This is a genomic window from Arthrobacter sp. zg-Y916 (genome assembly GCF_020907385.1).
Lineage (GTDB): Bacteria > Actinomycetota > Actinomycetes > Actinomycetales > Micrococcaceae > Arthrobacter_B > Arthrobacter_B caoxuetaonis.
Genome location: NZ_JAJJOD010000011.1, coordinates 81,370 through 106,710 on the forward strand (window position 1 = coordinate 81,370; position 25,341 = coordinate 106,710).

Sequence of the window (25,341 nt, forward strand, 5' to 3'; positions counted from 1 at the left end):
TTTACCCTATTCGGCCATCGGGATACGGACGCCGCGCTCTGCTGCGACCTGCGCTGCCTCGTCGTAGCCGGCATCGACGTGCCGCATCACTCCGGTGCCGGGATCGTTGGTAAGCAGCCGTTCGAGCTTGCGGGCAGCCAGGTCGGTGCCGTCGGCCACGGAGACCTGCCCCGCGTGCAGGGACCGGCCGATGCCGACGCCGCCGCCGTGGTGGATCGATACCCAGGTGGCGCCGGAGGATGTGTTGAGCAGGGCGTTCAGCAGCGGCCAGTCAGCGATTGCGTCGGAGCCGTCCTTCATCGCCTCGGTTTCACGGTAGGGGGAAGCCACCGATCCGGAGTCCAGATGGTCCCGGCCGATCACGATGGGCGCGGAGACCTTGCCCTCGGCGACCAGCCGGTTGAACAGCAGCCCGGCCTTGGCACGTTCCCCGTAGCCGAGCCAGCAGATCCGGGCGGGAAGGCCTTCAAATTCGACGTGCTCGGCCGCAGCGTCCAGCCAGCGGTGCAGGTGTTCCTTCTCCGGGAAGAGTTCCTTCAGCGCGGCGTCGGTGACGGCGATGTCCGCGGGGTCACCGGAGAGCGCCACCCAGCGGAACGGGCCCATGCCCTCGCAGAACAGCGGCCGGATGTAGGCGGGGACAAAGCCGGGGAAGTCGAACGCACGGTCATAGCCGCTCTGGCGTGCTTCGTCACGGATCGAGTTGCCGTAGTCGAAGACCTCCGCTCCGGCGTCGGAGAAGCCGACCATTGCTTCCACATGGCGGGCCATCGATGCCTGGGCCTTCTTGGTGAACCCCTCCGGGTCCGCCTGCGCTTCGCGGTGCCAGTCCTCTACCGTCACACCCTCCGGCAGGTAACTGAGCGGATCATGGGCCGAGGTCTGGTCGGTGACGATGTCGAAGTCAGCGCCTTCCCCCGCATTTCGGCGGCGGAGCAGCTCGGGGAAGACCTCGGCGGCGTTGCCGACCAGCCCCACGGAGAGAGCCCGGCCCTCTGCCTTGGCGGCCATCACCTTGGCGAGCGCGGCGTCGAGGTCGGTTTCGACGTCATCCAGGTAGCGTTTGCCGGCGCGCCGCCGCAGCCGGGACTCGTCGACGTCGACAATCAGCACCGCTCCGCCGTTGAGCGTGACCGCCAGCGGCTGGGCTCCGCCCATGCCGCCGCAGCCGCCGGTAAGCGTGGCGGTGCCGGCCAACGTTGCGTTTTCATTCTTGAAGAGCTTTTTCGCAATGGCAGCGAAGGTTTCGTAGGTTCCCTGCAGGATGCCCTGGGTTCCGATGTAGATCCAGGATCCGGCGGTCATCTGCCCGTACATGGTCAGGCCCTCCGCCTCCAGCCGCCGGAACTCGGGCCAGGTGGACCAGTCCCCCACGAGGTTGGAGTTGGCAATCAGTACGCGGGGCGCCCATTCGCTGGTCCGGAAGACGCCCACGGGTTTGCCGGACTGCACCAACAGGGTTTCATCGTCTTCGAGCGTTTTCAGGGTGCGGACAATCGCGTCGAACGATTCCCAGTTCCGGGCGGCCTTGCCGGTCCCGCCGTAAACCACCAGGTCCCCGGGACGCTCGGCGACCTCCGGGTCCAGGTTGTTCATCAGCATCCGCAGCGGTGCTTCGGTCTGCCAGCTTTTGGCGTTCAGGCCGGTGCCGCGCGGGGCCCGGACGGTGCGCGGGGTGTGTGTGGTGGTCATGGTGTTCTCCGTCGTCGTTGTCGGTTAGCCGTGTGTTTGGACTGCACTGGTTTCTGCGGTCAGGACCCGGCAAATGTCATCGATCCGGGTGGGTGTCATCCGGTAGCTCGGGACGACGACGCTCATCGCCGCCACGGGCTTTCCCCCGGCGATGAGCGGCACGGCAATGGCGGTGATATCGGGTTCGACGCCGTCGCTCACCACTGCGCAGCCGGTTGGTCCCGCGTCGGCGGCGGCCATGGTTTGGCCGGCGGCGGCTTTGCCGGCGGCGGCTTTGCCGGCGGCGGAGCCTGAGGAGTCGACGTCGCCCCACATCGCTTTGCCTGCTGCGCTTCCCTCAAGCTGGAAGCGGCGGCCGACCCAGTTGGCGTGGCGGACGGACTGGGTACCTTCGGCGATGGCGATGTAGAGGCCGTGGCCACCGGCGGCCGGGATGCTCAGGTAGGTCGATTCCCCGGTCTGCTCCACGATCCGGTCCATTGCGGCACGGTAGGTGGAGATCAGCGATTCCGAGCTCAGCGCCAGCACTCCCAGCTGTACGACCGCCGGTCCGGGCCGGTAGCTGCCGTTGTCTTCACGCCGCACGAAGTCGGTGCCTTCCAGGGTGCGAAGCAGGCGAAGTGCGGTGCTGGCGGAGAGCCCGGTGGCCTTGGCCGCCTCTGACTGGGTGACTGAGCCCTTCCGGCACACCACGCTCAGCAGGGACAAGGCGCGTTCGACTGTCCGTGTGGTGCTGTCTGGCTTGACGGCCTCGGTCATTCTGCTGCTTTCTCCCACCCTGCTAATGCCACCTAGTAAAACAGCAATTTCACTAGGTGGCTAGGATTCTGCGGTGCGCTGGGGTGGCGTGGGGTGAGGGTGTGTGCGGGAGCGGGTGCGGGTGCACTGGCCGCCGCGCAGTCGTCGAGACCGGTCTGACCACTGCTGAGACAGGTCCGGCATTCATTGACGCAATAACGCTGTCTAGAGCGGTCGTTTCCATCTGTTGCTGCAATGATGTCGCTTTGGGCCGGCCAGAGGGACGTCATTGCGGCAAAGGAATCCGCGGCGGACCCATAACAGCGTTTGTGCAGCAGAGGATTTAGGTGCAACCGCCCGGGCCAGTCCGGCTCCCGCCGAGCGGCGCAGTGAGGGAACCGGAATCCGGGCGCCCCGTCCGGTTTTGCTGCGTTTCGGGCTGATTCGATTGCTGTGGGAATTTGCTGCGCGGCGCCTTGACCAGATTTTCCCCGAACGACCGGTTTTTCCCGAAACGCAGCGAATCCGTGTCACAGGGTGCAGCGAAATCCCGGAACGCAGTGTTTCCGCACCCAAAATGCAGTGTTAACCCAAGATGCAGTGTTTCCGCGCCCACCCGGCGCCCCGCCCTGCGGCCCCTCCCACGCGGCACCGCACCGGCACCGCACCCGGCCGCCCCCGACATCAACCACCCTGCACACGCCCGGCCACCCGCCCGGCAGCCCCAGCCCGCACACACCCGGCCACCCGCCCGGCAGCCCCAGCCCCACCCTGCACGCACCCGGCAGCCCCAGCCCCACCCCGCACCCACCCGGCACCCACCGGGAACAACACAGCACCCCGCCCGGTTGTACCCATCACCGTCAGAAACGTGACCCGTCCAAAGGAGATCGCCCATGACCACCCCCAATCCCGCAGCATCCGGCTGGATTCCGGCCAAGCAGTTCATCGCCGGACAGTGGAGCGAAGGCCGCTCGTCCAAGACCATGCCGGACACCAACCCGTTCACGGGCGAAGAGCTTCTGAGCCTGCGGCTGGCCTCCATCGAAGACCTCAACGATGCTTACGAAAGCGCGCAGGAAGCCCAGCCCGCCTGGGCCGCAACACCCCCGGCCGAACGCCGCCGCATCCTGGAACGCGCCTCCGACATCCTGACCGAACGCCGCGATGAGATCGCTGCCTGGCTCGCCGCCGAATCCGGCAGCACCGCGGTCAAGGCCGCCATCGAGATCGACTCCGCCATTGCCATCACCCGGGAGTCAGCATCCTTCCCGCACCGTGTCCACGGCCAGATCCTCGATTCCGACATCCCGGGCAAGGAAGACCGTGTCTACCGCGGACCGCTCGGCGTCGTCGGCGTGATCAGCCCCTGGAACTTCCCGCTGCACCTTTCCCAGCGTTCGGTGGCTCCAGCCCTGGCCCTGGGCAACGCCGTCGTGCTCAAGCCGGCCAGCGACACCCCGGTGACCGGCGGACTGCTGATCGCGAAGGTCTTCGAAGAGGCAGGGCTGCCCGCCGGCGTGCTGAGCGTCGTGGCCGGTGCCGGCTCGGAGATCGGTGATGCCTTCGTGGAGCATCCGGTGCCGTCCCTGATTTCCTTTACGGGTTCGACGGCGGTGGGCAAGAACGTTGGTGCCCTCGCCGCAAGCGGGGAGCACCTGAAGCACACGGCGCTGGAGCTCGGCGGCAACGGACCCTTTGTGGTCCTGGCCGACGCCGACGTGGACCAGGCCGTCCGTGCCGCAGTGATGGGCAAGTTCCTGCACCAGGGCCAGATCTGCATGGCGATCAACCGCATCATCCTGGAGGACCCGGTCCACGACCAGTTCGTGGAAAAGTTCACCGAGCATGTCCGCGGACTGCCGGCCGGGGATCCCTCGGATCCCACAACCGTGATCGGCCCGATCATCAACGCCAAGCAGCTTGAAGGCCTGGAGGAGAAGATTCGCACCGCCAAGGAAGAAGGCGCCGAAGCCGTACTCGAAGGCAGCACCGACGGCCAGGTCCTCACGCCGTGGATCTTCACCGGCGTCAGCCAGGACATGGAACTGGCCCGCGAAGAGATCTTCGGACCGATCGCCGGAATCCAGCGGGCACGCGACGCCGCCCACGCCCTGGAGCTGGCGAACGCCACACCGCAGGGACTCTCCGGCGCGGTCTTTACCGGTTCAGCCGAAGGCGGGCTGCAGTTCGCCCGGAAGCTTCAGGTGGGCATGGCCCATGTGAACGACATGCCTGTCCATGACGAGGTGCACGTGGCGTTCGGAGGCGTGAAGAACTCCGGCCTGGGACGGTTCAACGGCGAGTGGGCCATCGATGAGTTCACTCAGGACCAGACTGTCACGCTCCAGCACGAACCGCGCCGGTATCCGTTCTAGCGGAATCTGACTGGTCCCGGGGCACCCCGGGGCCGGCCAGGACTGCGGCCGCGATGTCGTCCGCATCGCGCAGGGTACGGGCGCCGGAATCGGCCGGCGCCCCGGCCTCGGCCGCGATCGCGGTTCCCCACTGGACTGAGGAGAGCTGCAGTCCCAGGATGTAGAGGTTCTCCTGCGGTTCGCCCTTCACGTCCAAAGGCCGGTAAGGGGGCAGGGAAACATCCAGTCCGGGTGTCAGCACCGGGGTGCCGCCGGCTGCCATCATGACCTTGGGCCGTGCCTGTCCCCGGTGCAGCAGGTCGGCCAGCAGCGGGGAGAGCGTGGCATTGACCCGGTTGGGCGGCATCATCGCTTCGACCATGGTCCGGGCGGCGTATTCTCCCGGGGTCCACGGAGACGAAGCGGTGAAGACTGAGCGCGCCTCATCGACGTCGAACCTCGGATCCGGGCCCACGAAGTGGACCAGCCCGGCACGGGTCAGGGCCGCGAGCTGCTCGATCCGTTCCGGCGGCGGGCCGCTGGCCAGTCCTTCCACCAGGGGTTCGAACCAGCCGCGAAGTTCGGTGAGCCAGGATTCCTCGGACAAACCGCCGTCGGCCACCACGGCTTTCAGGACTGAACGACCGGCGTTCAGGGCGCCAATGGCCATTTTCAGCGGGTCGTCCTCGCCCTTCGCGGACCCGGCGGCGTCGTCTTCGAGGTAGGCCAGGACGGTTGCATCCAGCTCCGCGGCGTCAGCGAACGGACGGCGCCCCAGCGGCTGTGCCAGGGCCTCCAGGCTCGTCCGGTTTTCGGCGGGTACACAGCGCCTCAGGACCTCTTCCTTCGCCGCGTCCCAGTCCGGTCCGTCAACGTTCAGCGCTGCGTCCAGGTCGGCGAGGAATGATTCCGGCGGCACGCTGAGGCAGTGCGGTGCGGTGCGGGCCAGGGTTGAGTAGTAGGCCCACACGGCATCGCGGTGCAGCAGCGGCCAAAAGTCATGGTCGAAACCTGGCTGGATCCCTTCGGCGGCGAAGCTGGCGGCAGCTTCCCGGGTGAACCAGCGCAGCGTCACGCTCTTGGGCAGGTAGCTCTCCAGCTGCGCCTTGGCCCGGTACGGCGTTCCGCGGCGGGACGCGGCCACCAGGACCGGCTCACGCCCGCTGGGTTCATAGCGCAGGGAACGTCCGGCTGGTTCGCCCGTGGGAACAAAGCGGCCGCCGCGGCCCAGCGTCACCTGGGCCATGATGTCGAAGAAGTTCAGGCCCAGGCCGCGGACCAGAACCGGTTCGCCGGCGGGCAGCACGGTGAAATCCGCGTCCGACGGGACAGCCGGAGGCAGGTAGCGCAGGCCCAGCCGGGCGGCGGCATCGCTGAGCCGGGACTGTTCGGGGTTCAGGGCGGCCGGAAGGTGTCCCAGGGCCAGGACGACGGCGTCGGCAATCAGCGCGTCCTCCCCTGCCACCTCAATCTCGAAGCCGTCCCCGGCACGGCGCAGTGCCAGCGCCTCCGTCCGATGGTGGACGACGGCGGCACCGGCTTCCGCCGCAGCCGCCGCGAGCTCCGCGTAGGTCCATTCCAGGTACCGTCCGTAGATCGCCCGGCTGGGGAAGTCCGACGGCGACAGGCGGGCCGCTTCCGCACGGTCTGACTCGTTGAGCCCGGACCCCGGGTCAGTCAGCGCCTGGCGCACCCAGTCGCCAAAGGAAAGGCCGGTAACCGACGGAGCGAACGCATGCTCCGTTCCAGCCGCCGGGACAACGGTGGGGAAGAGCACCGGCGTGTTCATCAGGAAGTGGCGGGACTGCCCGGGACGCCAGACATGGCCCGATCCGGGGGGAAACGGATCAATCATCAGGATCTTCAGATCCGGGCGGTCTTCCGCGGGATGTGTGAGGAAGCGCGCCAGCAGGCGGTCCAGGACAGAGATCCCGCGCGGGCCGGCTCCGATGACGGCAACGCGGAGTCCCTGTGTTTTGTCCATGCTTCTAGGGTATCCGCCGAAGTCGGGGGCTCTGCCGCTGCCCTCCTGGGACGGGCTCCCGAGAGCCCGAAAGGTCAGGTGAAGGATGCAAAGATAAAAACCGCCGCCACAAAGACTGCCAGGATCCAGAACCAGCGGTTGACCCGTCTGCGTCCTTCAACGTCCTCGACCGGGATCCGGGAGCCGCGGAAGATCAGCACGATCAGGACCACTGCGGCAATGATTCCAGCCAACAGCAGGAACGTCATGAGCATCGGCACAGCAAGGTTCCTCTCGCGGGGGTCTGCGTGCGAAGAACCTTACCCGCGTGCCCACGTGCAGCGGAACGCTGCCCGCCGGGGAGCCCGCCGCAGGGAAGGCAACTGCTGGGTTTCCGTTATGGTCCGTGAGTCCCGCGTTAGGAATCCGTGAGGATTCCTAAATCTGCCCTGCATCAGGTTTTTACTCATTCCGGCGCCTAAGTGCGCCCCTCCTGCCGGACCGGCGGGAGGAGCGACGAGTTTCTTGGGGGGAATCCCATGCTGGACGTAGTAATCATCACGGGCACGGCGGCGTTCTTCGCCGGCCTTGCCCTGCTGGCCAGGGCGGTGGAGAAGCTGTGACCTTCTTCGACTGCGCCGCCTTGGTCCTGGCAGCCGCTTCGGCGGTTTACGTACTGGCTGCCCTGCTGCGGCCGGAGAAATTCTGATGGCGGGGTGGCTGGCGCTGGGCCAGTTCCTCGCCGTCGCACTGGTTCTTGCCCTGGCCCACCGCCCCCTCGGTGACTACATGGCGCGCACCTACACCTCTGAGAAGGACTTGGCCGCGGAACGCGGCGCCTACCGGGTGCTCGGCATTGCTCCCCGGAAGGGGCAGTCCTGGCAGAGCTACTTCCGCGCTGTCCTGGCGTTCTCCGCCCTGGGCGTACTGGCCCTGTACCTGCTGCAGAGGCTGCAGCCCCTGCTTCCGGCGGCGCTCGGCCTGCCGGCCGTTCCCGAAGCACTGTCCTTCAACACGGCTGTGTCCTTCGTGACCAACACCAACTGGCAGTCCTATGCGCCTGAAGCCACGCTGGGCTACGCCGTGCAGGCTGCGGGGCTGGCGGTGCAGAACTTCCTGTCCGCCGCCGTCGGGCTGTGCGTTGCCGTTGCCCTGGTCCGCGGATTCGCCGCCCGCGGCGCGCAAACGATTGGGAATTTTTGGGTGGACCTCACTCGGTCACTGACCCGGATCCTGCTGCCCGGAGCGGCGCTGGCCGCGCTGGTGCTGCTGCTCGGCGGGGTGATCCAGAACTTCAGCGGTTTCACCGAGGTTTCCACCCTGGCGGGCGGAACCCAGAGCATCCCCGGCGGGCCGGTGGCGACGCAGGAGGCCATCAAGCTCCTCGGCACCAACGGAGGCGGGTTCTTCAACGCCAATTCCGCGCACCCCTTTGAGAACCCGACGGCGTTCACCAACCTGTTCTCGGTGCTGCTGATGCTCATTCTTCCGTTTTCGCTCCCCCGGACCTTCGGGACCATGATCGGCGACCGCCGGCAGGGCTATGCCATCCTGTCCGCGATGGCCGGAATCTTCGTGCTCTCCCTGGCCGCCATGACGGCACTCGAGTTCGCCGCAGCGGACGGCGCGGCCGGTTCAATGGAAGGCAAGGAAACCCGCTTCGGTATCGCCGGGTCCACCCTGTTCGGCAGCACCAGTACCCTCACCTCCACCGGAGCCGTCAACTCCATGCATGACAGCTTCTCCCCGCTGGGCGGCCTCATGGCCATGCTGAATATGATGCTGGGTGAAATCGCCCCCGGCGGCGTGGGATCCGGCCTGTACGGCATGCTGGTCCTCGCCGTCGTCGCCGCCTTCATCTCCGGGCTGCTGGTGGGCCGCACACCGGAATACCTGGGCAAGAAGATCGGGCCGCGGGAGATCAAGCTGGCCAGCCTGTATGTGCTGACCATGCCGGCACTGGTCCTGGCCGGCACCTCGCTGAGCTTCGCGCTGCCCGGCATCAGCGCCGAGATTCGGGAAACCTCCATGCTCAACGCCGGTCCGCACGGGTTCAGTGAGGTGCTGTACGCCTTCACCTCAGCGGCCAACAACAACGGATCGGCCTTCGCCGGGCTCACCGCCAACACCCCCTGGCTGAACACCGCCCTGGGCCTGGCCATGCTGCTGGGCCGCTTCCTGCCGATCCTTTTTGTCCTGGCCCTGGCCGGAACCCTGGCGGCGCAGGGCAAGGTACCGGTCACTGCGGGCACCCTGCCCACGCACCGGCCGCAGTCCGTGGCCGTCCTTGGCGGCGTCACCGTGCTCGTCACCGCCCTCACGTTCTTTCCCGTACTCGCGCTGGGTCCCCTGGCAGAAGGACTGATCTGACATGTCCACCCTCACCAAACACCGCACTGAACCGGGCAACACTCCGGTCCCGTCCGCCCCGCACCCGGCATCGGCAGCCGGTTTCAGCTGGCAGCAGGCGGTAAAGGCCTTCCCTGTTGCACTGGCCAAACTGGATCCGCGCCGAATGTGGCACACCCCTGTCATGTTCGTCGTGGAAACCGGCGCCGTGCTCATCACCGCCATCGCCGTCGCTGAATCCCTCACCGGCGGCTCCTCCTCCTCCGGCGGCAGTCCCGTACCGGCCGGGTTCACCTGGCTGATCGCCGTGTGGCTCTGGCTCACCGTGCTCTTCGCCAACCTTGCCGAAGCGGTCGCGGAAGGCCGCGGCAAGGCGCAGGCCGCCACGCTGCGGGCCACCCGCACCACCACAGCCGCCCGGCGCGTGTGCGGCTACAACCCCCAGCCGGATGCTGCTGCCCTGCAGACACCAGTGGAGTCCGTGGCTTCCGCGGACCTGGTGCTGGACGACGTCGTGGTGGTCACCGCCGGGGAGGTCATCCCCGGCGACGGCGAGATCGTCGACGGCATTGCCTCCGTGGACGAATCGGCAATCACCGGAGAATCCGCGCCCGTGGTGCGTGAATCCGGCGGTGACCGGTCTGCTGTCACCGGCGGCACCCGCGTGCTTTCAGACCGGATCGTGGTGCGCATTACCAGCCGCCCGGGTGAGACTTTCGTGGACCGGATGATCGGCCTGGTGGAAGGCGCTTCCCGCCGCAAGACCCCCAACGAGGTGGCGCTGGACATCCTGCTGTCCACCCTGACCCTGGTCTTCCTTTTGGTGGTGCTGACCCTGAACCCGATGGCCGGGTACGCCGGTGCCACGATCAGCGTCCCCGTGCTCACCGCCCTGCTGGTCTGCCTGATTCCGACAACCATCGGCGCCCTGCTCTCGGCGATCGGCATCGCCGGCATGGACCGGCTGGTGCAGCACAATGTGCTGGCCATGTCCGGCCGTGCCGTGGAAGCTGCCGGGGACGTCACCACCCTGCTGCTGGATAAGACCGGCACCATCACCTACGGCAACCGGCAGGCTGCAGCGTTCTTCCCCGTGGCCCGGACGGAGAAGGAGGAACTCATCCGGGCAGCTGCCCTGGCGTCATCACTGGACCCCACGCCTGAAGGACGCTCCATTGTTGAACTGGCCGCCTCCCAGGGTGTTGTTCCGGCTCCGGTGCCGGACGCGGAGGACATTCCCTTTACCGCCCAGACCCGGATGAGCGGCCTGGACTACCCGGACGGTTCCAGCATCCGCAAGGGTGCCGGATCGGCCGTCCTGGACTGGGCCTCCGAGAGCGGCGGCATTGAGGTTTCCGTCCTCGCGGACCTGACCTACCGGGCAGACGCCATTTCCGCTTCCGGCGGCACCCCTCTGGTAGTGGCGGTCCGGGACGCCGGCGGCGCCGCACGGATCCTCGGCGTCGTCCATTTGAAAGACGTGGTGAAGGAGGGTCTGAAGGACCGGTTCGCCGAGCTGCGCCGGATGGGGATCCGCACGGTCATGGTCACCGGAGACAACCCCCGCACTGCGAAAGCGATCGCTGCTGAGGCCGGCGTGGACGATTACCTCGCCGAGGCCACTCCGGAAGACAAGATCGCGCTGATCCGCCGGGAACAGGAGGGCGGCCGGCTGGTCGCCATGACGGGGGACGGCACGAATGACGCCCCGGCGCTGGCGCAGGCGGACGTCGGCGTCGCCATGAACACAGGTACGTCCGCGGCCAAGGAGGCCGGCAACATGGTGGACCTGGACTCGGATCCCACCAAGCTGATCGACATTGTCCGGATCGGCAAGCAGCTGCTGATCACACGCGGGGCGCTGACCACGTTCTCCATCGCGAACGACGTCGCCAAGTATTTCGCGATCATCCCCGCCATGTTCATGGGCCTCTTCCCCGGCCTGGCGGTCCTGAACGTGATGGGCCTGCACTCCCCCGCCTCGGCCATCCTGTCCGCGGTGATTTTCAACGCCGTCGTCATCCTGGCCCTGATTCCGCTGGCCCTGCGCGGGGTGAAGTACCGTGCGGCCGGCGCTTCCGGGATCCTCAGCCGGAACCTGCTCGTCTTCGGGGTGGGCGGTGTGGCCGCACCGTTCATCGGCATCAAGCTGATCGACCTGGCCGTCTCCCTCCTCCCCGGTTTCTAGACCACCCACTAAAGGACCTCCCATGACCGCGTTTCGCTCCGCCACCCGTCAGCTCGCCGTTGCTGCCAGGGCGCTGGCCCTCTTCACCCTGGTGCTCGGCATCGTGTATCCCCTCCACGCCACTGCTGCCGCCTCCGCTTTTCCCCGCCAGGCCGGCGGCTCACCGGCGATCATTGACGGCACCGTCACCGGATCCACCCTGATCGGACAGTCCTTCACGGACAGTTCCGGTACCGCGCTCCCGGAGTTCTTCCAGTCCCGGCCAGGGGCTTACGACGGCGCTGCCTCCGGCGGCAGCAACCTGGGCCCGTCCAGCACGGAACTGGCGGAAACCGTGGCGGAACGGCGACGGGAGGTTGCGGCTCTCGAGTCGGTGCCCGCGGACCAGGTCCCGGCCGACGCCGTGACCGCCTCCGCCTCCGGACTGGATCCGCACATCAGCCCGGACTACGCCTACCTGCAGGTGCCCCGCGTGGCGCGGGCCCGGGAACTGCCCGAGGACGCCGTCCGAGCCCTCGTGGATGCCGCCGTCGCCGGCCGCACCGCCGGATTCCTGGGCGAACCAACCGTAAACGTGTTGGAACTGAACATGGCGCTGCAGGAGCTGGACACTTAAGCAATGACGCGAGGAGAGCTCCGGGTTTTCCTGGGCGCAGCACCGGGGGTCGGGAAGACCTACACCATGCTGGACGAAGGCCACCGCCTTCACGATGACGGACAGGACGTGGTGGTGGCCGTGGTCCAGACCCACGGCCGGGCCGCCACGGCCGCCGCCGCCCAGGGCCTGGAGCAGGTGCCGCAGCTCCGGATGGAGCACCGGGGACTGCTGCTGGAGGAACTGGACCTGGACGCCGTGCTGGCCCGCCGCCCGGGCTATGCGCTCGTGGATGAACTGGCACACACCAACGCCCCGGGACTCCGGCATGCCAAGCGCTGGCAGGACGTCCAGGCACTGCTCGACGCCGGCATCAACGTGCTTTCCACCGTGAACATCCAGCACATTGATTCGCTGAACGACGTCGTTGAAGGCATCACGGGCACCGTGCAGCGCGAAACGGTGCCGGATGACGTACTGCGGTCCGCGAACCAGATCGAGCTCGTGGATCTGGCCCCGGAACTGCTGCGCCGCCGCCTCGCCGAAGGCCTGGTCTATCCGGCAGTACGGGTGGATGCGGCTCTTTCCAACTACTTCCGGGTGGGCAATCTGACCGCGCTGCGCGAGCTGGCACTGCTCTGGCTGGCCGACGAGGTGGACAGTGCCTTGAACCGGTACCGCACGGAGAAGGGAATCCGCAGCAAATGGGAGGCCCGCGAGCGCGTGGTCGTGGCCCTGACCGGTGGACCGGAAGGCCAGACCCTCCTGCGCCGGGGTGCCCGGATAGCTGCCCGCACTTCCGGCGGGGAGCTGCTGGCCGTGCACGTCACCAATCCCGATGGACTGCGCGAAAGCCACCCTGGGGAACTGGCAGTGCAGCGTGCGCTGGTGGAAAAGCTCGGCGGAACCTTCCACCAGGTGGTCGGGGCGGACATTCCCGGCGCGCTGGTGGATTTCGCCCGCTCCGCGAACGCCACTCAGCTGGTGATCGGCGTCAGCCGCCGCCCGCGGCTGCGGGCATTGTTCGGCGGACCAGGCATCGGAGCCACCGTCATCCGGCTCTCCGGAGACATTGACGTGCACATTGTGAACCACGGTGCCGCAGGCGGGCACCGCAGCCTGCCCCGGCTGGGCGGCGCACTCAGTGCCCGACGGCGGCTGGCCGGTTTCGCGCTGGCGCTGGCAGGCGGACCTCTGCTCACCTGGCTGCTGGTAGGGGTCAGCACCCCGGAATCCATTACCAGCGATGTGCTGGCCTATCAGCTGCTGGTCATCCTGGTGGCGCTGGCGGGCGGCATCTGGCCTGCGCTGTTCGCCGCGCTGCTCTCCGGGGTGACACTGGACTACTTCTTTATCCAGCCGCTGCACACAGTGACCGTCTCAGAGCCCCTGCACCTGTTCGCCCTGGTGCTCTACTCCGCCAACGCCATGCTGGTCAGCTTCGTGGTGGACCGCGCCGCCCGGCGCTCTCGCGCAGCCCGCCGGGCGGCGACGGAGTCGGACCTGCTGGCCGCCGTCGCCGGCAACGTGCTGCGCGGGGAAGACACGGTGGAAGCCCTGGTGGGCAGGGTCCGGGAGGCGTTCAACCTCGACGCCGCCCGGCTGCGGTCCGGGGAAGCGGACCTGGCGGTTGCCGGCAAAGTGTCCGGGCAGCCCACTCACCGGGTGCCCGTCGGCGCTGCCGTCCTGGAGTTGTACGGCAGCGTTCCGGAGGCAGCGGACCTGAGGCTGCTTGAAGTCATCGCGGCGCAGCTTGGAGCTGCACTGGATTACCGGGACTTGTCAGCCAAGGCTGAAGGCATGGGCCCCCTGGCCGCTGCCGACAAGGTCCGCACGGCGCTGCTGGCCGCCGTCGGGCATGACCTGCGGCGGCCCCTGACTGCGGCCACGGCGGCCGTCACAAGCCTGCGGGCCGAAGATGTGGACTGGAGTGTCAGGGACCGGCAGGAGCTGTTGGCCACCGCGGAAGAGTCGCTGAACGCCCTCTCCGAGCTGGTGACCAGCCTGCTGGACGTCAGCCGGCTGCAAGCCGGAGCCCTGGCCGTCTCCCTGGCCCCCTTGGAAGCGGCGGACGCCGTTCTGCCCGCTCTTGAAGAACTCCGCGTGGGGCCCGCGGAGGTGCAGCTGGATCTGGCGCCCGGCCTGCCTCCCGTGCTGGGAGACGCAGTGCTGCTGCAGCGGGTGCTGGTCAACGTCTTGGCTAACGCCGTCCGCTTCTCTCCTGGGGATGCCAAGGTACTGCTCACGGCCAGCGAGTTTGGCGGCCGGGTGGAAATCCGCGTCATAGACTGCGGACCTGGCGTCTCCGCCGAACGCGCGGAAGAGATGTTCGTTCCCTTCCAGCGGCTCGGGGACACCGATAACGAGACCGGTTTGGGACTGGGCCTGGCTGTAGCGAAGGGATTCATGGAAGGCATGGGCGGAACCCTGGAGACGGAAGAGACACCCGGCGGAGGCCTGACCATGGTGCTGATCCTGCCGGCGGCAGCGGCTTCCCGGCCTGCGGATGCTGCGGAGGCTTTGTGAGGATCCTGCTCGCCGACGACGACGTCCAGATACTGCGCGCCCTGAAAATCACCCTGGCGGCATACGGCTACGAGGTGGTGGCAGCCCAGGACGGCGCCACCGCCGTGCGCCGGGCGGTGGACTCGCATCCTGACCTTTTGGTCCTGGATCTGGGCATGCCGGGGCTCAGCGGCATGGAAGTCATCGAAGCTGTGCGCGGCTGGAGCTCCATGCCCATCCTGGTGATTTCCGGCCGCTCCGATTCCGCGGAGAAAGTCCGCGCCCTGGATCTGGGCGCGGATGACTATGTCACCAAGCCGTTTTCCGCTGAGGAACTGCTGGCACGCATCCGTGCCCTGAACCGCCGGACCGGCGCAGCGCAGGAAAGCCCTGCCGTCAGTTTCGGCAATGTGCGCGTGGATCTCGCCGCCCGCCGGGTCACGCGGATTGACGACGGCGCCGCCGTCCGGCTGACCCCCACGGAATGGCATCTGCTTTCAGTGCTCCTTCGTCAGCCGGGCCGCCTGGTCACCCAGGCCCAGCTGCTCGCCGACGTGTGGGGGCCGGGCACAACAGACTCCGGCTATCTGCGCCTGTACATGGCCCAGCTGCGCCGGAAATTGGAGCCCGTCCCGGCAGCGCCAGCCCATCTGCTGACTGAGCACGGAATGGGTTACCGGTTCCAGCCCTGACACCGCAATAGGATGAGAGGTAGAACATTGGTACCCAAGAACATCTACGAAGCCGCATACCGGGGATAGTATGGAGGCCATGACCACCAACGCCTTACAGGAAAGCCGCACGCCCGGAACCGCGCCCGGAGACCTTGGCTGGGCCCTAGGCACGTTGGCAGGCTGCTACCAGTCCCGCACCGAGGCTGCCCTGGCCGGAACACCCGGCGGCCTGCGGGGCTTCCAGGTGCTTTCCGCCGTCGTGCGCCTGGACCTGCCGAACCAGCAGGCCCTCGGAGCGCATCTGGGCATCGACCGCACCGTCCTGACGTATCTGATCGACGCCCTCGCTGAGGCCGGAGAAGTGATGCGCGTTCCCGACCCGGCCGATCGCCGGGCCCGGAAGGTGGTAGCCACCTCCGCCGGACTGGAGAGGCTCGAATCCTCTGAACGCAGCGTTGCGGCGGAAGAAGAGGCCCTGCTCTCCACCATGGATCCGGCTGAAGCACGGGAGTTCCGCTCGCTGCTGCACCGGCTGGCGAGTCGTGCCCACCAGCCCGGGCGCAGCGTCAGCGACGGCCCGGACGCACCCTAGCCGAGGCCCGGCGCCCGGGAGCGTCCCTGCCTAGCGAAGCTTCCTCCGGTAGGCGGCCATCGACAGTCCGTACGCCAGGAGAAGGATTCCGGCACACCACGCGAGCGCAATCCACAGGTCCGCACCGACAGGCTGCCGTGCAAACAGGTCCCGGATGGAGTTGACGATCGCGGTGACCGGCTGGTTTTCCGCGAACCAGCGCACCGGTCCCGGCATCGTCTCGGTCGGCACGAAGGCTGAGCTGAGGAACGGCAGGAAGATCAGCGGATAGGAAAAAGCGCTGGCCCCCTCCGCGCTTTTTGCAGTCAGGCCCGCCAGCACGGCGACCCACGTCAGGGCCAGGGTGAACAGGGCCAGGACGGCGGTCACCGCGAGCCATTCCCCCGGCCCTGCCGCCGTCCGGAAGCCCAGGGCCAAAGCAGCCCCCACCACTATCCCGAGGGAGACCAGGTTGGCGGCCAGCGATGTGACCACGTGGGCCCAGAGAGTGCTGGCCCGTGCGATCGGCATGGATTGGAAGCGGTCGATAATCCCGGTTTGCAGGTCGGTGAAGAGCCGGAAAGCCGTATAGGCCACCCCGGACGCAACCGTGATGAGCAGGATGCCCGGCAGCATGTAGTCGATGTACTGCGGTGAACCGGTATCAATCGCGCCGCCCAGGACGAAGACGAACATCAGCATGATCGCGATCGGCATGACGGCCGTGGTGATGATGGTGTCGGGGCTTCGCAGGATGTGCCGCAGGGACCGGCGGGTCAGGACCGCGGTATTGGCATAGAAATGTGCTTGGGCAGTCATTGCGGTTCCTCACGTTCCGGCCGGCTTTCGGGCGCCTGGCCGGCGGGAAGTCCGCCGTCCTGCGCCGTGGCTCCGCTGCCCACGACAGCGAAGAAAACTTCCTCCAGGGTGGGCTGCTTCTCCACGTATTGGACTGTTGGCGCCGGGAGCAGCTGCTTCAGCTCGGCGAGTGTCCCGTCCGCGATGATCTTTCCTTCGTGCAGGATCGCGATCCGGTCCGCCAGCTGCTCGGCCTCCTCCAGGTGCTGGGTCGTCAGCAATACCGTGGTGCCCTGCCCGGCGAGCTGCCGGACCATGTTCCACACATCGAGCCTGCCCTGCGGGTCAAGTCCGCTCGTGGGCTCATCCAGGAAGATTACGGATGGTCCGCCGACCAGGCTCATCGCAATGTCGAGCCGCCGGCGCATCCCTCCGGAGTATGTTCCCGCCCGCCTCCCGCCGGCGCCGGCGAGCGCGAATTTGTCCAGAAGTTCGTCGGCTGCCGTACCGGGGTGCTTCAGCCGGCGCAGCTGGGCGACCAGCACCAGGTTTTCCCGTCCGGTGAGCATGTCGTCCACGGCAGCGAATTGTCCGGTCAGGCTGATGGCCTCCCGGACGGGCGCTGCATCCGCGACGACGTCGTTGCCCTCCACAGCCGCGGATCCGGCGTCGGGCTTGAGCAAGGTGGCAAGGATCCGCACCAGGGTGGTCTTTCCGGCGCCGTTGGGCCCCAGCAGGGCGAAGATACTCCCGGCCGCAACCTCGAAGTCCACGCCCTGGAGCACCGCCGTCCTTTTGAAGGACTTCTCCAGGCCGGACACGCGGATGGCCGGCGCTGCTGCCGCTGCCGCCGTCATGATCCACCGCCTCCTTCGTCCTCCTCGGCGCTGTCGATGGCCCGGATGAGCCGTTCCCGTTCTTTGTTGATCCACTGTCCGTCGGAGTAATTCCGCAGGAAAGTTTCCGCGAACTCCACCGGATCTTCGCCCACCACGGCACGGACCGGGGTGCGGTCCGCGGCGGCGCGTTCGAAGAGATCGGCAAGGTCCTCCAGCATCGACATCAGAATGGAGCCGTTGCTGAGGGCGCCCAGATAGGTCAGGTACCTCTCCACTGCGTCAAGCGATGTGCCGTACGGGGCGGGGAGCGTCTTTTTGCGTGCCTTGTACTCCCGCCAGCGGCGCTTGTCCCGCAGGCTGCCCGTGATTTTCTCCAGCATGGTCATTCCTCTCCTTTGCGGAGCTGTTCCAGATGTCCTGCCAGGAAGCTCCATGTCCTCCAGAACTCGCTCAGATAGTCCTCTCCCTGCTGATTGAGGGAGTAGACCTTGCGCGGCGGGCCTTTTTCCGAAGGCACTTTTTCCACGTCGACGAGTCCGCGCTGCTCGATCCGGATGAGCAGGGCATAGATGGTTCCCTCGGCGATATCCGTGAAGCCCTTGTCCCGCAGCCACGCGGTGATCTCGTAGCCGTACGCGGGCCGGCCGGAGAGGAGCGCCAGGACAATACCCTCCAGAACGCCCTTCAGCATCTCCGTTGCCTGCTTGCCCACACGCCGCTCCTTAATACCTAGCAATACTGAGTACCAGTACATAGTAACGCTGGGTAGTCAGTGCGCAACAGGGGTCCGGAGATTTGTCGGCAAGGGAAGTCCCCCTGCCGCAGCCGGATGTCCGGCCGTACCATGGGGAAATGGCCGCGTCCGGTGCTGCCCGGCCAGCGGGCAGGCAAGCAGTGGGCATGAGGTTGTGGTCCGCACCCCGGTTCCACGACGCGCTCCTCGCCGCCGGGGTGTTCCTGATCCTTGCCGCCTTCATCACTGCCGACGTCGAAGGCACCCAACCAGAGGCGTGGACATATTTGTGGGCAGCCGGTTTCGGTGCCCTGATGTTCATCCGGCGCACCTACCCGGTCCTGGTCGTCCTGCTGTCCGTTCTTGGTTTCCTTGCGTATTACGCGTCAGGATTCACCGCCATCGGCACCGCGGTTCCAATCGCAGCCGCGGTTTTTTCCGCCGCGGAATGCGGGAGGCTTCCAACGGCCGTGGCAGGATCCGCCGTCGTCGTCGCCGTTTCCCTTGTTTACCGCCTGTCCGCCGGGCAGGATGCCGCGTTCGTGCTTGCCTACGACCTTCCGCAGAACCTGCTGATCCTGGGTGGCGCGGTTGGTCTGGGTGACAGCGTCCGCTCGCGCCGGGAACTGCAGCGCCAGGCCTCCCGGATCGCGGACCTGACGGCCCGGCAGTATCGCCGGGACGCGCAGGAGCGCATCGCTGCTGAGCGGCTTGCCGTCTCCCGGGACCTGCACGACTCGATGGGCCATTCGCTGGCCGTCATTTCGCTGCATGCCGAGGTTGCCCGCGAAGCGGGGACGGACGACGCCGCGCGGCAGCAGGCGCTGGAAGTCATCCGTTCCACGACGGCTGAGGCCGGGTCTGAGCTGCGGCGCACTGTTGCCGGCCTGCGGAACGGCGGGCCGGGTTCCGGCGGCGAGCCGGGGATCCGGTCACTCGGCTCCGCCGTGGCTCCGGCACAAAGCGCGGGCCTGGAGGTCTCGCTGCGGAACGAGGTCACGTCCCGGGTCCCGCAGCCGGTCCAGGCGGCACTCTTCCGCACCGTACAGGAGGCCGTGACCAACGTCGTCCGCCATTCCGATGCCACCGCCGTTGCCATAGACCTCTCTGAAGACCGCGCTTCGATTCTGCTGAGGGTCAGCGACAACGGCGGGCGCCGCGGGCAGCCCGAGGCAGATCTGCCTGCCGGATTCGGCCTGGCAGGGCTGCGTGAGCGCACCGAAGCACTTGGCGGACGTTTCACCGCGGGCTGGGGTCCGGCAGGCTTTGAAGTCACAGCAGTCTTCCCGATGGAGCTGTCATGATCACCGTCGCCCTCGTTGATGACCAGCACCTGATACGCGCGGGACTGCGAAGCCTGCTGGCAAGCGACCGAGATCTCCAGGTAGTCGCCGAAGCGTCCGACGGGCGCCGCGGGGTGGACACCGTCCTCCGGACCCGGCCCGACGTCGTCCTGATGGATCTCCGGATGCCGGTCATGAACGGGATCGAAGCCACCCGCCTCATCCGGGCAGAGGAAAGCCTCGCGCAAACGCACGTGCTGGTCCTGACCACGTTCGACGACGACCGCGACGTCCTGGAGGCTGTCCGGGCCGGCGCCGCGGGTTACCTGATGAAGGACGCCGCAGGCACGGAACTGCGCGACGCCGTCCGCCGGGCTGCCTCCGGAGAGAGGCTCCTGTCCCCCGCAATCCTGGACCGGCTCCTGAAGATTGTGGCGTCCTCCCCCGCCGCGCCGGAACCGGATCCCCGCCTGTCCCAGCTCAGCGAACGCGAACTGGAAGTCCTGATCCGTGTGGGGCACGGGGACACGAATGAAGAGATCGCCGGAACGCTGTACATCAGTCCGGCCACGTCCCGGACGTATGTCAGCCGCATTCTGGGGAAACTCGGTGCCAGGGACCGGACGGAGCTCGCAGTCATCGCGTACCGGTCAGGACTGGTCCGCTGACGGGAAAGCACAGGCCCCGGTCGCCTGCAGGCGAGGGGCATTGACGCTTTCAGGACGACGCGGCGGCCCCGCAGCTGAACCTACCGTGGCCGCATGAGAGAAAACCCAACCACGCGAAATACTGCCCCGGCACGCCTGTACTTCGGTATGCCGCTGACGCTCATGGCCGGACTGGCACTGCTCGGCCTGCCCCGCGTCATCCTGCATGATCTGCACCTCCTCGGTGAAAGATCGCCGGGAACGTGGATCCTCGCCATCGGACCGGTACTGGTGTGGATCGCCGTGACCGTCCTTTCCCGGTCTCCCCGGCCCTTCCTGTCCGTCCTGGTCATCGGGCTGATATTCGGGGTCTTGCTGGTCCTCACCCATCAGCTGCTGTGGACCTCGGCCTTCGCGGGCAACACCTCACCGGTGCTGAATTCCCCGGCTGCACGGATCGCCGCGATCCCGAGCGGCTTGATGACGGGCGCGGCCATCGGCGCGATCGGCGGGCTGGCCGCCCTGGGCCTCAGCGCGGCTGCCAATCGCCGCAGCCGCGTCTAAGGCTCGACGCCAGCCTCCCCGGCCCTAGGAGTCCAACGACCCCGCGCCGGAGGTCCGCCCGGCCAACGGAATCCGCCACCCGTACCGCAGTGACAGGACACGGAGCGTGAAGACCAGCACTGCCACTGCGGTACCGACCACGGGATTGAAAACGCCCAGCACGTGGAACAGCGACACCAGCCCTGCACCGAGCATGGCCGGGACGGCATAGACACCGCGGGGATTGAACAACTGCGGCACCTCATTCGCGACGACGTCGCGCAGCAGCCCGCCGCCCACCGCCGTCGCGACTCCCAGCAGCGCGGATGACACCGGATGCAGCCCCGCGGCGAGGGCAGTCAGCGTCCCGGTGACGCAGAACAGGGCCAGCCCGGCGGCGTCGAACACCAGCAGCGCGCGCCGGTAGCGCTGCACCCCAAGCACGTGCAGGAAGACCAGCAAGGCTGCCAGAACCGGCGGCAGCAGATACAGGGGGTCGGTGAAGGCCTGCGGCACTCCCTGGCTGATGATCAGGTCCCGTGCCACGCCGCCACCCAGGCCGGCGAGTGAACCGAGCAGCAGCGAACCGACGATGTCGAAATTCCGCCGCGCGGCCAGCAGCGAGCCGGAGACCGCGAAAAAGAAGATTCCGGCGAGGTCCAGGATCAGCAACGTCATGGCCGGAGCTTAGCCCGATTCGGCACGTGCATTGGGCCCGCATCGAGAGACCCGCGTCACCGCCCCCCCCTTTAGGATGGGCACATGACTTCCGCGAGCGCAGCAACGCCCCAGGACACTGACGACGAATTCCTCTGGCTGGAGGATATCTACGGTGACAAGCAGCTGGACTGGGTCCGGGCGAGGAACTCCGAAACCGAGGAACTGCTCTCCGCAACGGACTTTGCCGGCACCGAAGAACGGCTGCTGGAGGTCCTTGATTCGACCGACCGGATTCCCATGGTGGTCAAGCGCGGCGACTGGTACTACAACTTCTGGCGGGACGCGGAACATCCCAAGGGCATCTGGCGCCGTGCAACGTGGGAGGGCTACACCGGCACCGGTACCCAGTGGGAAACCCTCCTGGACCTCGACGCCCTCAGTGCCTCCGAAGGCACGGAGTGGGTCTGGGGCGGTGCACGTTTCCTGCGCCCGGAGGACGGCGTGTCCTACCGCCGCGCTTTGCTCGTCCTCTCCCCCGACGGCGGCGACGCGGCGCGCTACCGGGAATACGACGTCGTAGACCGGGAGTTCGTCCCCGGGGGCTTCGACCTGCCCGTCGCCAAGACACAGGTCTCCTGGGCCGGACCGGATGCACTGTACGTCGCCACGGACTTCGGCCCGGGGAGCATGACTGCTTCCTCCTATCCGCGGACGGTGCGCACGGTGCGCCGCGGCCAGCCGCTCGCGGACGCCGGACTGTACTTCGAGGTCCCTGAGGACCACATGATGGGCTACGTCCACCATGACCAGACCCCGGGGTTCGAGCGGGACCTGGCGCTGGACATCATCGACTTCTATGACAGCATCACCTACCTGCGGCGGGACGATGACTGGCAGCGCATCGACGTTCCGCTGGATGTCTCGGTGGACCTGCACCGCCAGTGGCTGCTCATGCGGCCGCGCACCGACTGGCTGGTCGGCGAAACCCTGCACAAGGCAGGGTCCCTGCTGGCAGCGGACCTGGAGGAGTTCCTCGCGGGCGGACGCGAACTGCGCACACTTTTCAGTCCCGAGCCGTCGGTCTCACTGCAGTCCTGGAGCTGGACGCGGGACTATCTGCTGCTGAACCTGCTGCGGGACGTCTCCTCGGAAATCCAGGTCCTGGAACCGGCCGCGGACTGGCAGGCTGCAGCCCTGGACGCCTGCCCGCCGCTGCATTCGGTGGACGCGTACGCCGTGGATGACGAGGACGAAGCTGCCGGAAACGACTACTGGCTGGTGAGCACGGGCTTCACGACCCCGTCTACCCTGTCCCGCGGAACCCTTGGCCCCCAGGGCACGGCGGCGGAGGCAGTGAAAACCTCCCCGTCGTTCTTCGACGCCTCCGACTGCACCGTGGAGCAGCACTTCGCCGTGTCCGACGACGGCACTCGGGTGCCCTATTTCCAGGTCGGGCACAAGGACATGGTGCTCGACGGCGGCAATCCCACCGTCCTGTCAGGTTACGGCGGGTTCGAGCAGGCCCTGACCCCTGCGTACAGCGGCATTGTGGGCCGCGGCTGGCTTGAGCGCAGCTACACCGACGACGGCGGCACGGTCCGCCGCGGAGTGTATGTCCTGGCGAACATCCGGGGAGGCGGCGAATACGGGCCGGACTGGCACCGTGCTGCGCTGCAGCGCAACCGGCACCGTGCCTATGAGGATTTCGCCGCAGTTGCCCGTGACCTGACCACCCGCGGCGTCACCAGCCGGGAGCACCTCGGCTGCACCGGCCGCAGCAACGGCGGCCTGCTGGTGGGGAACATGCTCACCCTCTACCCGGAGCTTTTCGGGGCGGTGTCCTGCGGGGTGCCGCTGCTGGACATGCGCCGCTACACGAAGCTCTCCGCGGGCGCTTCCTGGATTGCGGAATATGGCGACCCCGATGATCCGGAGCAGTGGGAATTCATCAAGACCTTCTCGCCGTACCACCTGCTGCGCGAAGACGCACCATACCCGCCCACGCTGATCTGGACTGCCACCAGCGACGACCGCGTGGGCCCGGTCCAGGCACGGAAGATGGCCGCCCGGATGCAGGCACTCGGCGTTGACCGGGTCTGGTTCCACGAGGCGCTGGAAGGCGGCCATGCCGGGGCGGCGGACAACCGGCAGTCCGCACGGATGCACGCCATGTCCTATGAGTTCCTGTGGGAAGCGCTGACGGGCCGCCTGTCCTGAACGTGTTTTGCCGAAAGCACCCCGTTGTGGGTAGTCTTGACAGGCTGGCAGCGTGAGTTAGCCAGGGCAAATGGAGACGTGCCAGAGCGGCCGAATGGGCTTCACTGCTAATGAAGTGTGGGCCTAAAGCCCACCGGGGGTTCAAATCCCCCCGTCTCCGCCACATGAAGGTCCCCCTCTCACCAGGGGGACCTTTTTTGTTGCCCCGCCCCCTCTCCCCCCACCGAGAGGTCAGAAGAAGCTCTTTTCAGGCCCGAAACGAGCCGTAAATGGCCGCTCGGCGGAAGGATGCGCAGGGGACCAGGTCGGCTGGGCGACCCTGCTGCGGAACGCGCCCTCGCCGTCTGCGACGTCGTCCCTCTCCATCGCCGATTATGTGGTTGAAACTATTTGACGCCAGGGGCATAGGGTGGAGCGCAACACCAGACGCCGGCCGGGAGGTACCCCAATGGATATGCGCCTGCTGGGCAACAGCGGAACCGTTGTCAGCAACTTTGCCCTGGGCACCATGACGTTCGGCAACGAGGCGGACGAGCGGACGTCGCACCGGATGATGGAGGACTACCTCTCCGCAGGCGGCAACTTCATCGACACCGCGGATATCTACAATGCCGGTGCGTCGGAAGAGATTGTGGGCAAGTGGCTGCACTCCAACCAGGCTGCCCGGAACTCCATGCTCCTGGCAACAAAGGGCCGCTTCCCCACCGGAGACGGCCTGAACGACGCGGGCAATTCGCGCCGCCACCTGCGGCGCGCGCTCGAGGGTTCGCTCCGTCGGCTGGGCGTGGAGCATATTGACCTCTACCAGCTGCATTCCTGGGATCCGCTGACCCCGCTCGAGGAAAGCCTGGCCTTCCTGGACGACGCCGTGTCCTCCGGACTCATCAGCTACTACGGCTTCTCCAACTTCACCGGCTGGCAGCTCACCAAGGCGGTGTGGATGGCCAAGCTGCACAACTGGCAGCCGCCGGTGACCCTGCAGCCGCAGTACAATCTGCTGGAACGGGAGATCGAGTCGGAGATTATCCCCGCAGCGCTCGACGCCGGACTTGGGCTGCTGCCCTGGTCACCGCTGGCAGGCGGCTGGCTCACCGGGAAATACCGCAGGGAGAGCGTCCCTGCGGGCAATACCCGGGTGGGCGAGAACCCGACGCGTCAGTTCCAGGAATGGGATCTGCGCAGCAGCAACCCGCGGACCTGGCACATTCTGGATGCGCTGGCGCAGATGGCGTCCGCGCACGGCGCTGAACCCGCCCAAATCGCGCTTGCCTGGCTGGCCGGGAGACCCGGCGTCACGTCGGTGATCCTCGGCGCGCGAACTCCGGAGCAGCTGGAGAGCAACCTGCAGGCCACCGGCGTCGAGCTCTCCGAAGCCGAAACACAGCGGCTCGACGCGCTCAGCGCCCCGGTGGTCGGCAACTACCCCTATGGGCCGGACGGGGTGAACCAGCGCGCGCGCAGGGTCAGCTAACGGCGCAGCGACATTCCCATGACGGTCCGGACGGGGATGTTTCCGCCGTAGTCTTCGTCGATGGGCAGCATGCCGAGCTTCTCGGCGACCCGCCGCGATGCGGTGTTCTGCGGATGGATGATGGCGACCAGCGTCTCTGCCTGAAGATCGTCACGGGCGAGGTCCTTGCAGGCGGTGGCTGCTTCGGTGGCGTAGCCGCGGCCCTGCAGGAACGTGCGCGTGTGATAGCCGACCTCCAGCTCAGGGTGCCCGTTGACCTTCTGCCAGGTGAGGCCGCAATCCCCCACGAACTCGCCGTCGTGCGTTTCCACGATCCACAGCCCATGCCCGTAGGCGGCATAGTTGTCCTGGTTCCACTGGATCCAGCGGGCTGCTTCATCCCTGGTTTTGGGAGCGGGGTAGTAGGTCATCACCTCGGGATCCCCCAACAGGCCGCTCATGAGTTCGAGGTCAACCGGCGTCATTTCGCGAAAGCGCAGCCTGGCGGTGGGAGCGGGGAGCATGTTGCCACACTAACG

General features: G+C 67.2%; 23 protein-coding genes and 1 tRNA gene. 14 read left to right on the forward strand and 10 right to left on the reverse strand.

The window, feature by feature from the left end; translation table 11 throughout:
* Positions 1-6: 6 nt before the first annotated feature.
* A complete protein-coding gene (gene hutU, locus LOC59_RS15640; RefSeq protein WP_229972993.1) occupies positions 7-1,692 on the reverse strand; it encodes a urocanate hydratase in 1,686 nt (561 codons plus the stop codon).
* Between the two features lie 24 nt (positions 1,693-1,716).
* A complete protein-coding gene (locus LOC59_RS15645; RefSeq protein ID WP_229972995.1) occupies positions 1,717-2,451 on the reverse strand; it encodes an IclR family transcriptional regulator in 735 nt (244 codons plus the stop codon).
* Between the two features lie 875 nt (positions 2,452-3,326).
* On the opposite strand from LOC59_RS15645, the gene LOC59_RS15650 reads away from it, so the two are divergent.
* Complete coding sequence (locus LOC59_RS15650) at positions 3,327-4,808, forward strand: aldehyde dehydrogenase family protein (RefSeq protein ID WP_229972997.1); 1,482 nt, start codon at positions 3,327-3,329, stop codon at positions 4,806-4,808.
* On the opposite strand, the gene LOC59_RS15655 is transcribed toward LOC59_RS15650, so the two are convergent.
* Together LOC59_RS15655 and LOC59_RS15660 are read right to left on the reverse strand one after the other, a co-directional pair.
* Positions 4,771-6,771 carry an FAD/NAD(P)-binding protein gene (locus LOC59_RS15655; protein ID WP_229972999.1) on the reverse strand — a complete coding sequence of 667 codons (2,001 nt, stop codon included), beginning with the start codon at positions 6,769-6,771 and terminating at the stop codon, positions 4,771-4,773. The two genes, LOC59_RS15650 and LOC59_RS15655, sit on opposite strands and share 38 nt — an antisense overlap.
* Positions 6,772-6,845: 74 nt before the next feature.
* Positions 6,846-7,031, reverse strand: a complete 186-nt coding sequence (locus tag LOC59_RS15660) for a hypothetical protein (RefSeq protein WP_227896187.1) — start codon at positions 7,029-7,031, stop codon at positions 6,846-6,848.
* Positions 7,032-7,369: 338 nt separating this feature from the next.
* Between LOC59_RS15660 and LOC59_RS15665 the strand changes: the two genes are divergently transcribed.
* From LOC59_RS15665 to LOC59_RS15695, 7 genes are all read left to right on the forward strand, one after another.
* Positions 7,370-7,459 carry a potassium-transporting ATPase subunit F gene (locus tag LOC59_RS15665; RefSeq protein WP_229973001.1) on the forward strand — a complete coding sequence of 30 codons (90 nt, stop codon included), beginning with the start codon at positions 7,370-7,372 and terminating at the stop codon, positions 7,457-7,459.
* On the forward strand, positions 7,459-9,120 hold the full coding sequence (gene kdpA / locus LOC59_RS15670) for a potassium-transporting ATPase subunit KdpA (RefSeq protein ID WP_227896189.1): 1,662 nt from the start codon (positions 7,459-7,461) through the stop codon (positions 9,118-9,120). The genes LOC59_RS15665 and kdpA overlap by 1 nt, the downstream gene beginning before the upstream one ends.
* A 1-nt stretch (position 9,121) precedes the next feature.
* Entirely contained in the window at positions 9,122-11,287 is a 2,166-nt protein-coding gene (kdpB, locus tag LOC59_RS15675) for a potassium-transporting ATPase subunit KdpB (RefSeq protein WP_229973003.1), read from the forward strand.
* Positions 11,288-11,309: 22 nt separating this feature from the next.
* Positions 11,310-11,903 (forward strand): potassium-transporting ATPase subunit KdpC, encoded by a 594-nt coding sequence (gene kdpC / locus LOC59_RS15680; RefSeq protein WP_229973005.1) that lies wholly within the window; start codon positions 11,310-11,312, stop codon positions 11,901-11,903.
* A gap of 3 nt (positions 11,904-11,906) precedes the next feature.
* Positions 11,907-14,408, forward strand: a complete 2,502-nt coding sequence (locus tag LOC59_RS15685; RefSeq protein WP_227896192.1) for an ATP-binding protein — start codon at positions 11,907-11,909, stop codon at positions 14,406-14,408.
* Positions 14,405-15,079 (forward strand): response regulator, encoded by a 675-nt coding sequence (locus tag LOC59_RS15690; protein ID WP_227896193.1) that lies wholly within the window; start codon positions 14,405-14,407, stop codon positions 15,077-15,079. The genes LOC59_RS15685 and LOC59_RS15690 overlap by 4 nt, the downstream gene beginning before the upstream one ends.
* A gap of 79 nt (positions 15,080-15,158) precedes the next feature.
* Entirely contained in the window at positions 15,159-15,653 is a 495-nt protein-coding gene (locus tag LOC59_RS15695) for a MarR family winged helix-turn-helix transcriptional regulator (protein ID WP_229973007.1), read from the forward strand.
* 30 nt (positions 15,654-15,683) lie between these two features.
* On the opposite strand, the gene LOC59_RS15700 is transcribed toward LOC59_RS15695, so the two are convergent.
* The 4 genes from LOC59_RS15700 to LOC59_RS15715 are packed head-to-tail and all read right to left on the reverse strand — an operon-like array spanning position 15,684 to position 17,981.
* Complete coding sequence (locus LOC59_RS15700) at positions 15,684-16,451, reverse strand: ABC transporter permease (RefSeq protein ID WP_227896195.1); 768 nt, start codon at positions 16,449-16,451, stop codon at positions 15,684-15,686.
* Positions 16,448-17,287, reverse strand: a complete 840-nt coding sequence (locus LOC59_RS15705) for an ABC transporter ATP-binding protein (protein ID WP_227896196.1) — start codon at positions 17,285-17,287, stop codon at positions 16,448-16,450. The genes LOC59_RS15700 and LOC59_RS15705 overlap by 4 nt, the downstream gene beginning before the upstream one ends.
* Positions 17,284-17,655, reverse strand: a complete 372-nt coding sequence (locus tag LOC59_RS15710; RefSeq protein WP_227896197.1) for a DUF1048 domain-containing protein — start codon at positions 17,653-17,655, stop codon at positions 17,284-17,286. Before LOC59_RS15710 ends, LOC59_RS15705 begins: the two co-directional genes overlap by 4 nt.
* On the reverse strand, positions 17,652-17,981 hold the full coding sequence (locus tag LOC59_RS15715) for a PadR family transcriptional regulator (protein ID WP_227896198.1): 330 nt from the start codon (positions 17,979-17,981) through the stop codon (positions 17,652-17,654). The genes LOC59_RS15710 and LOC59_RS15715 overlap by 4 nt, the downstream gene beginning before the upstream one ends.
* Before the next feature lie 188 nt (positions 17,982-18,169).
* On the opposite strand from LOC59_RS15715, the gene LOC59_RS15720 reads away from it, so the two are divergent.
* The 3 genes from LOC59_RS15720 (at position 18,170) to LOC59_RS15730 (ending at position 20,496) form a co-directional block, all read left to right on the forward strand.
* Positions 18,170-19,306 (forward strand): sensor histidine kinase, encoded by a 1,137-nt coding sequence (locus LOC59_RS15720; protein WP_229973015.1) that lies wholly within the window; start codon positions 18,170-18,172, stop codon positions 19,304-19,306.
* Positions 19,303-19,953: a response regulator gene (locus tag LOC59_RS15725; protein WP_227896200.1), complete on the forward strand. Its 651-nt coding sequence runs from the start codon at positions 19,303-19,305 to the stop codon at positions 19,951-19,953. Before LOC59_RS15720 ends, LOC59_RS15725 begins: the two co-directional genes overlap by 4 nt.
* A 93-nt stretch (positions 19,954-20,046) precedes the next feature.
* A complete protein-coding gene (locus LOC59_RS15730) occupies positions 20,047-20,496 on the forward strand; it encodes a hypothetical protein (RefSeq protein ID WP_229973017.1) in 450 nt (149 codons plus the stop codon).
* 24 nt (positions 20,497-20,520) lie between these two features.
* Here the strand turns inward: LOC59_RS15730 and LOC59_RS15735 are convergent, their stop codons facing one another.
* Positions 20,521-21,153 (reverse strand): trimeric intracellular cation channel family protein, encoded by a 633-nt coding sequence (locus tag LOC59_RS15735; protein WP_227916862.1) that lies wholly within the window; start codon positions 21,151-21,153, stop codon positions 20,521-20,523.
* A gap of 84 nt (positions 21,154-21,237) precedes the next feature.
* Between LOC59_RS15735 and LOC59_RS15740 the strand changes: the two genes are divergently transcribed.
* From LOC59_RS15740 to LOC59_RS15750, 3 genes are all read left to right on the forward strand, one after another.
* Positions 21,238-23,352 (forward strand): prolyl oligopeptidase family serine peptidase, encoded by a 2,115-nt coding sequence (locus LOC59_RS15740; protein WP_229973019.1) that lies wholly within the window; start codon positions 21,238-21,240, stop codon positions 23,350-23,352.
* A 72-nt stretch (positions 23,353-23,424) separates the two neighbouring features.
* Positions 23,425-23,515: transfer RNA gene (locus tag LOC59_RS15745), tRNA-Ser, on the forward strand.
* Positions 23,516-23,800: 285 nt separating this feature from the next.
* Positions 23,801-24,823, forward strand: coding sequence for an aldo/keto reductase (locus LOC59_RS15750; RefSeq protein ID WP_229973021.1), 1,023 nt, complete (start codon positions 23,801-23,803; stop codon positions 24,821-24,823).
* On the opposite strand, the gene LOC59_RS15755 is transcribed toward LOC59_RS15750, so the two are convergent.
* On the reverse strand, positions 24,820-25,326 hold the full coding sequence (locus LOC59_RS15755) for a GNAT family N-acetyltransferase (RefSeq protein ID WP_227916865.1): 507 nt from the start codon (positions 25,324-25,326) through the stop codon (positions 24,820-24,822). The two genes, LOC59_RS15750 and LOC59_RS15755, sit on opposite strands and share 4 nt — an antisense overlap.
* Positions 25,327-25,341: the final 15 nt, after the last annotated feature.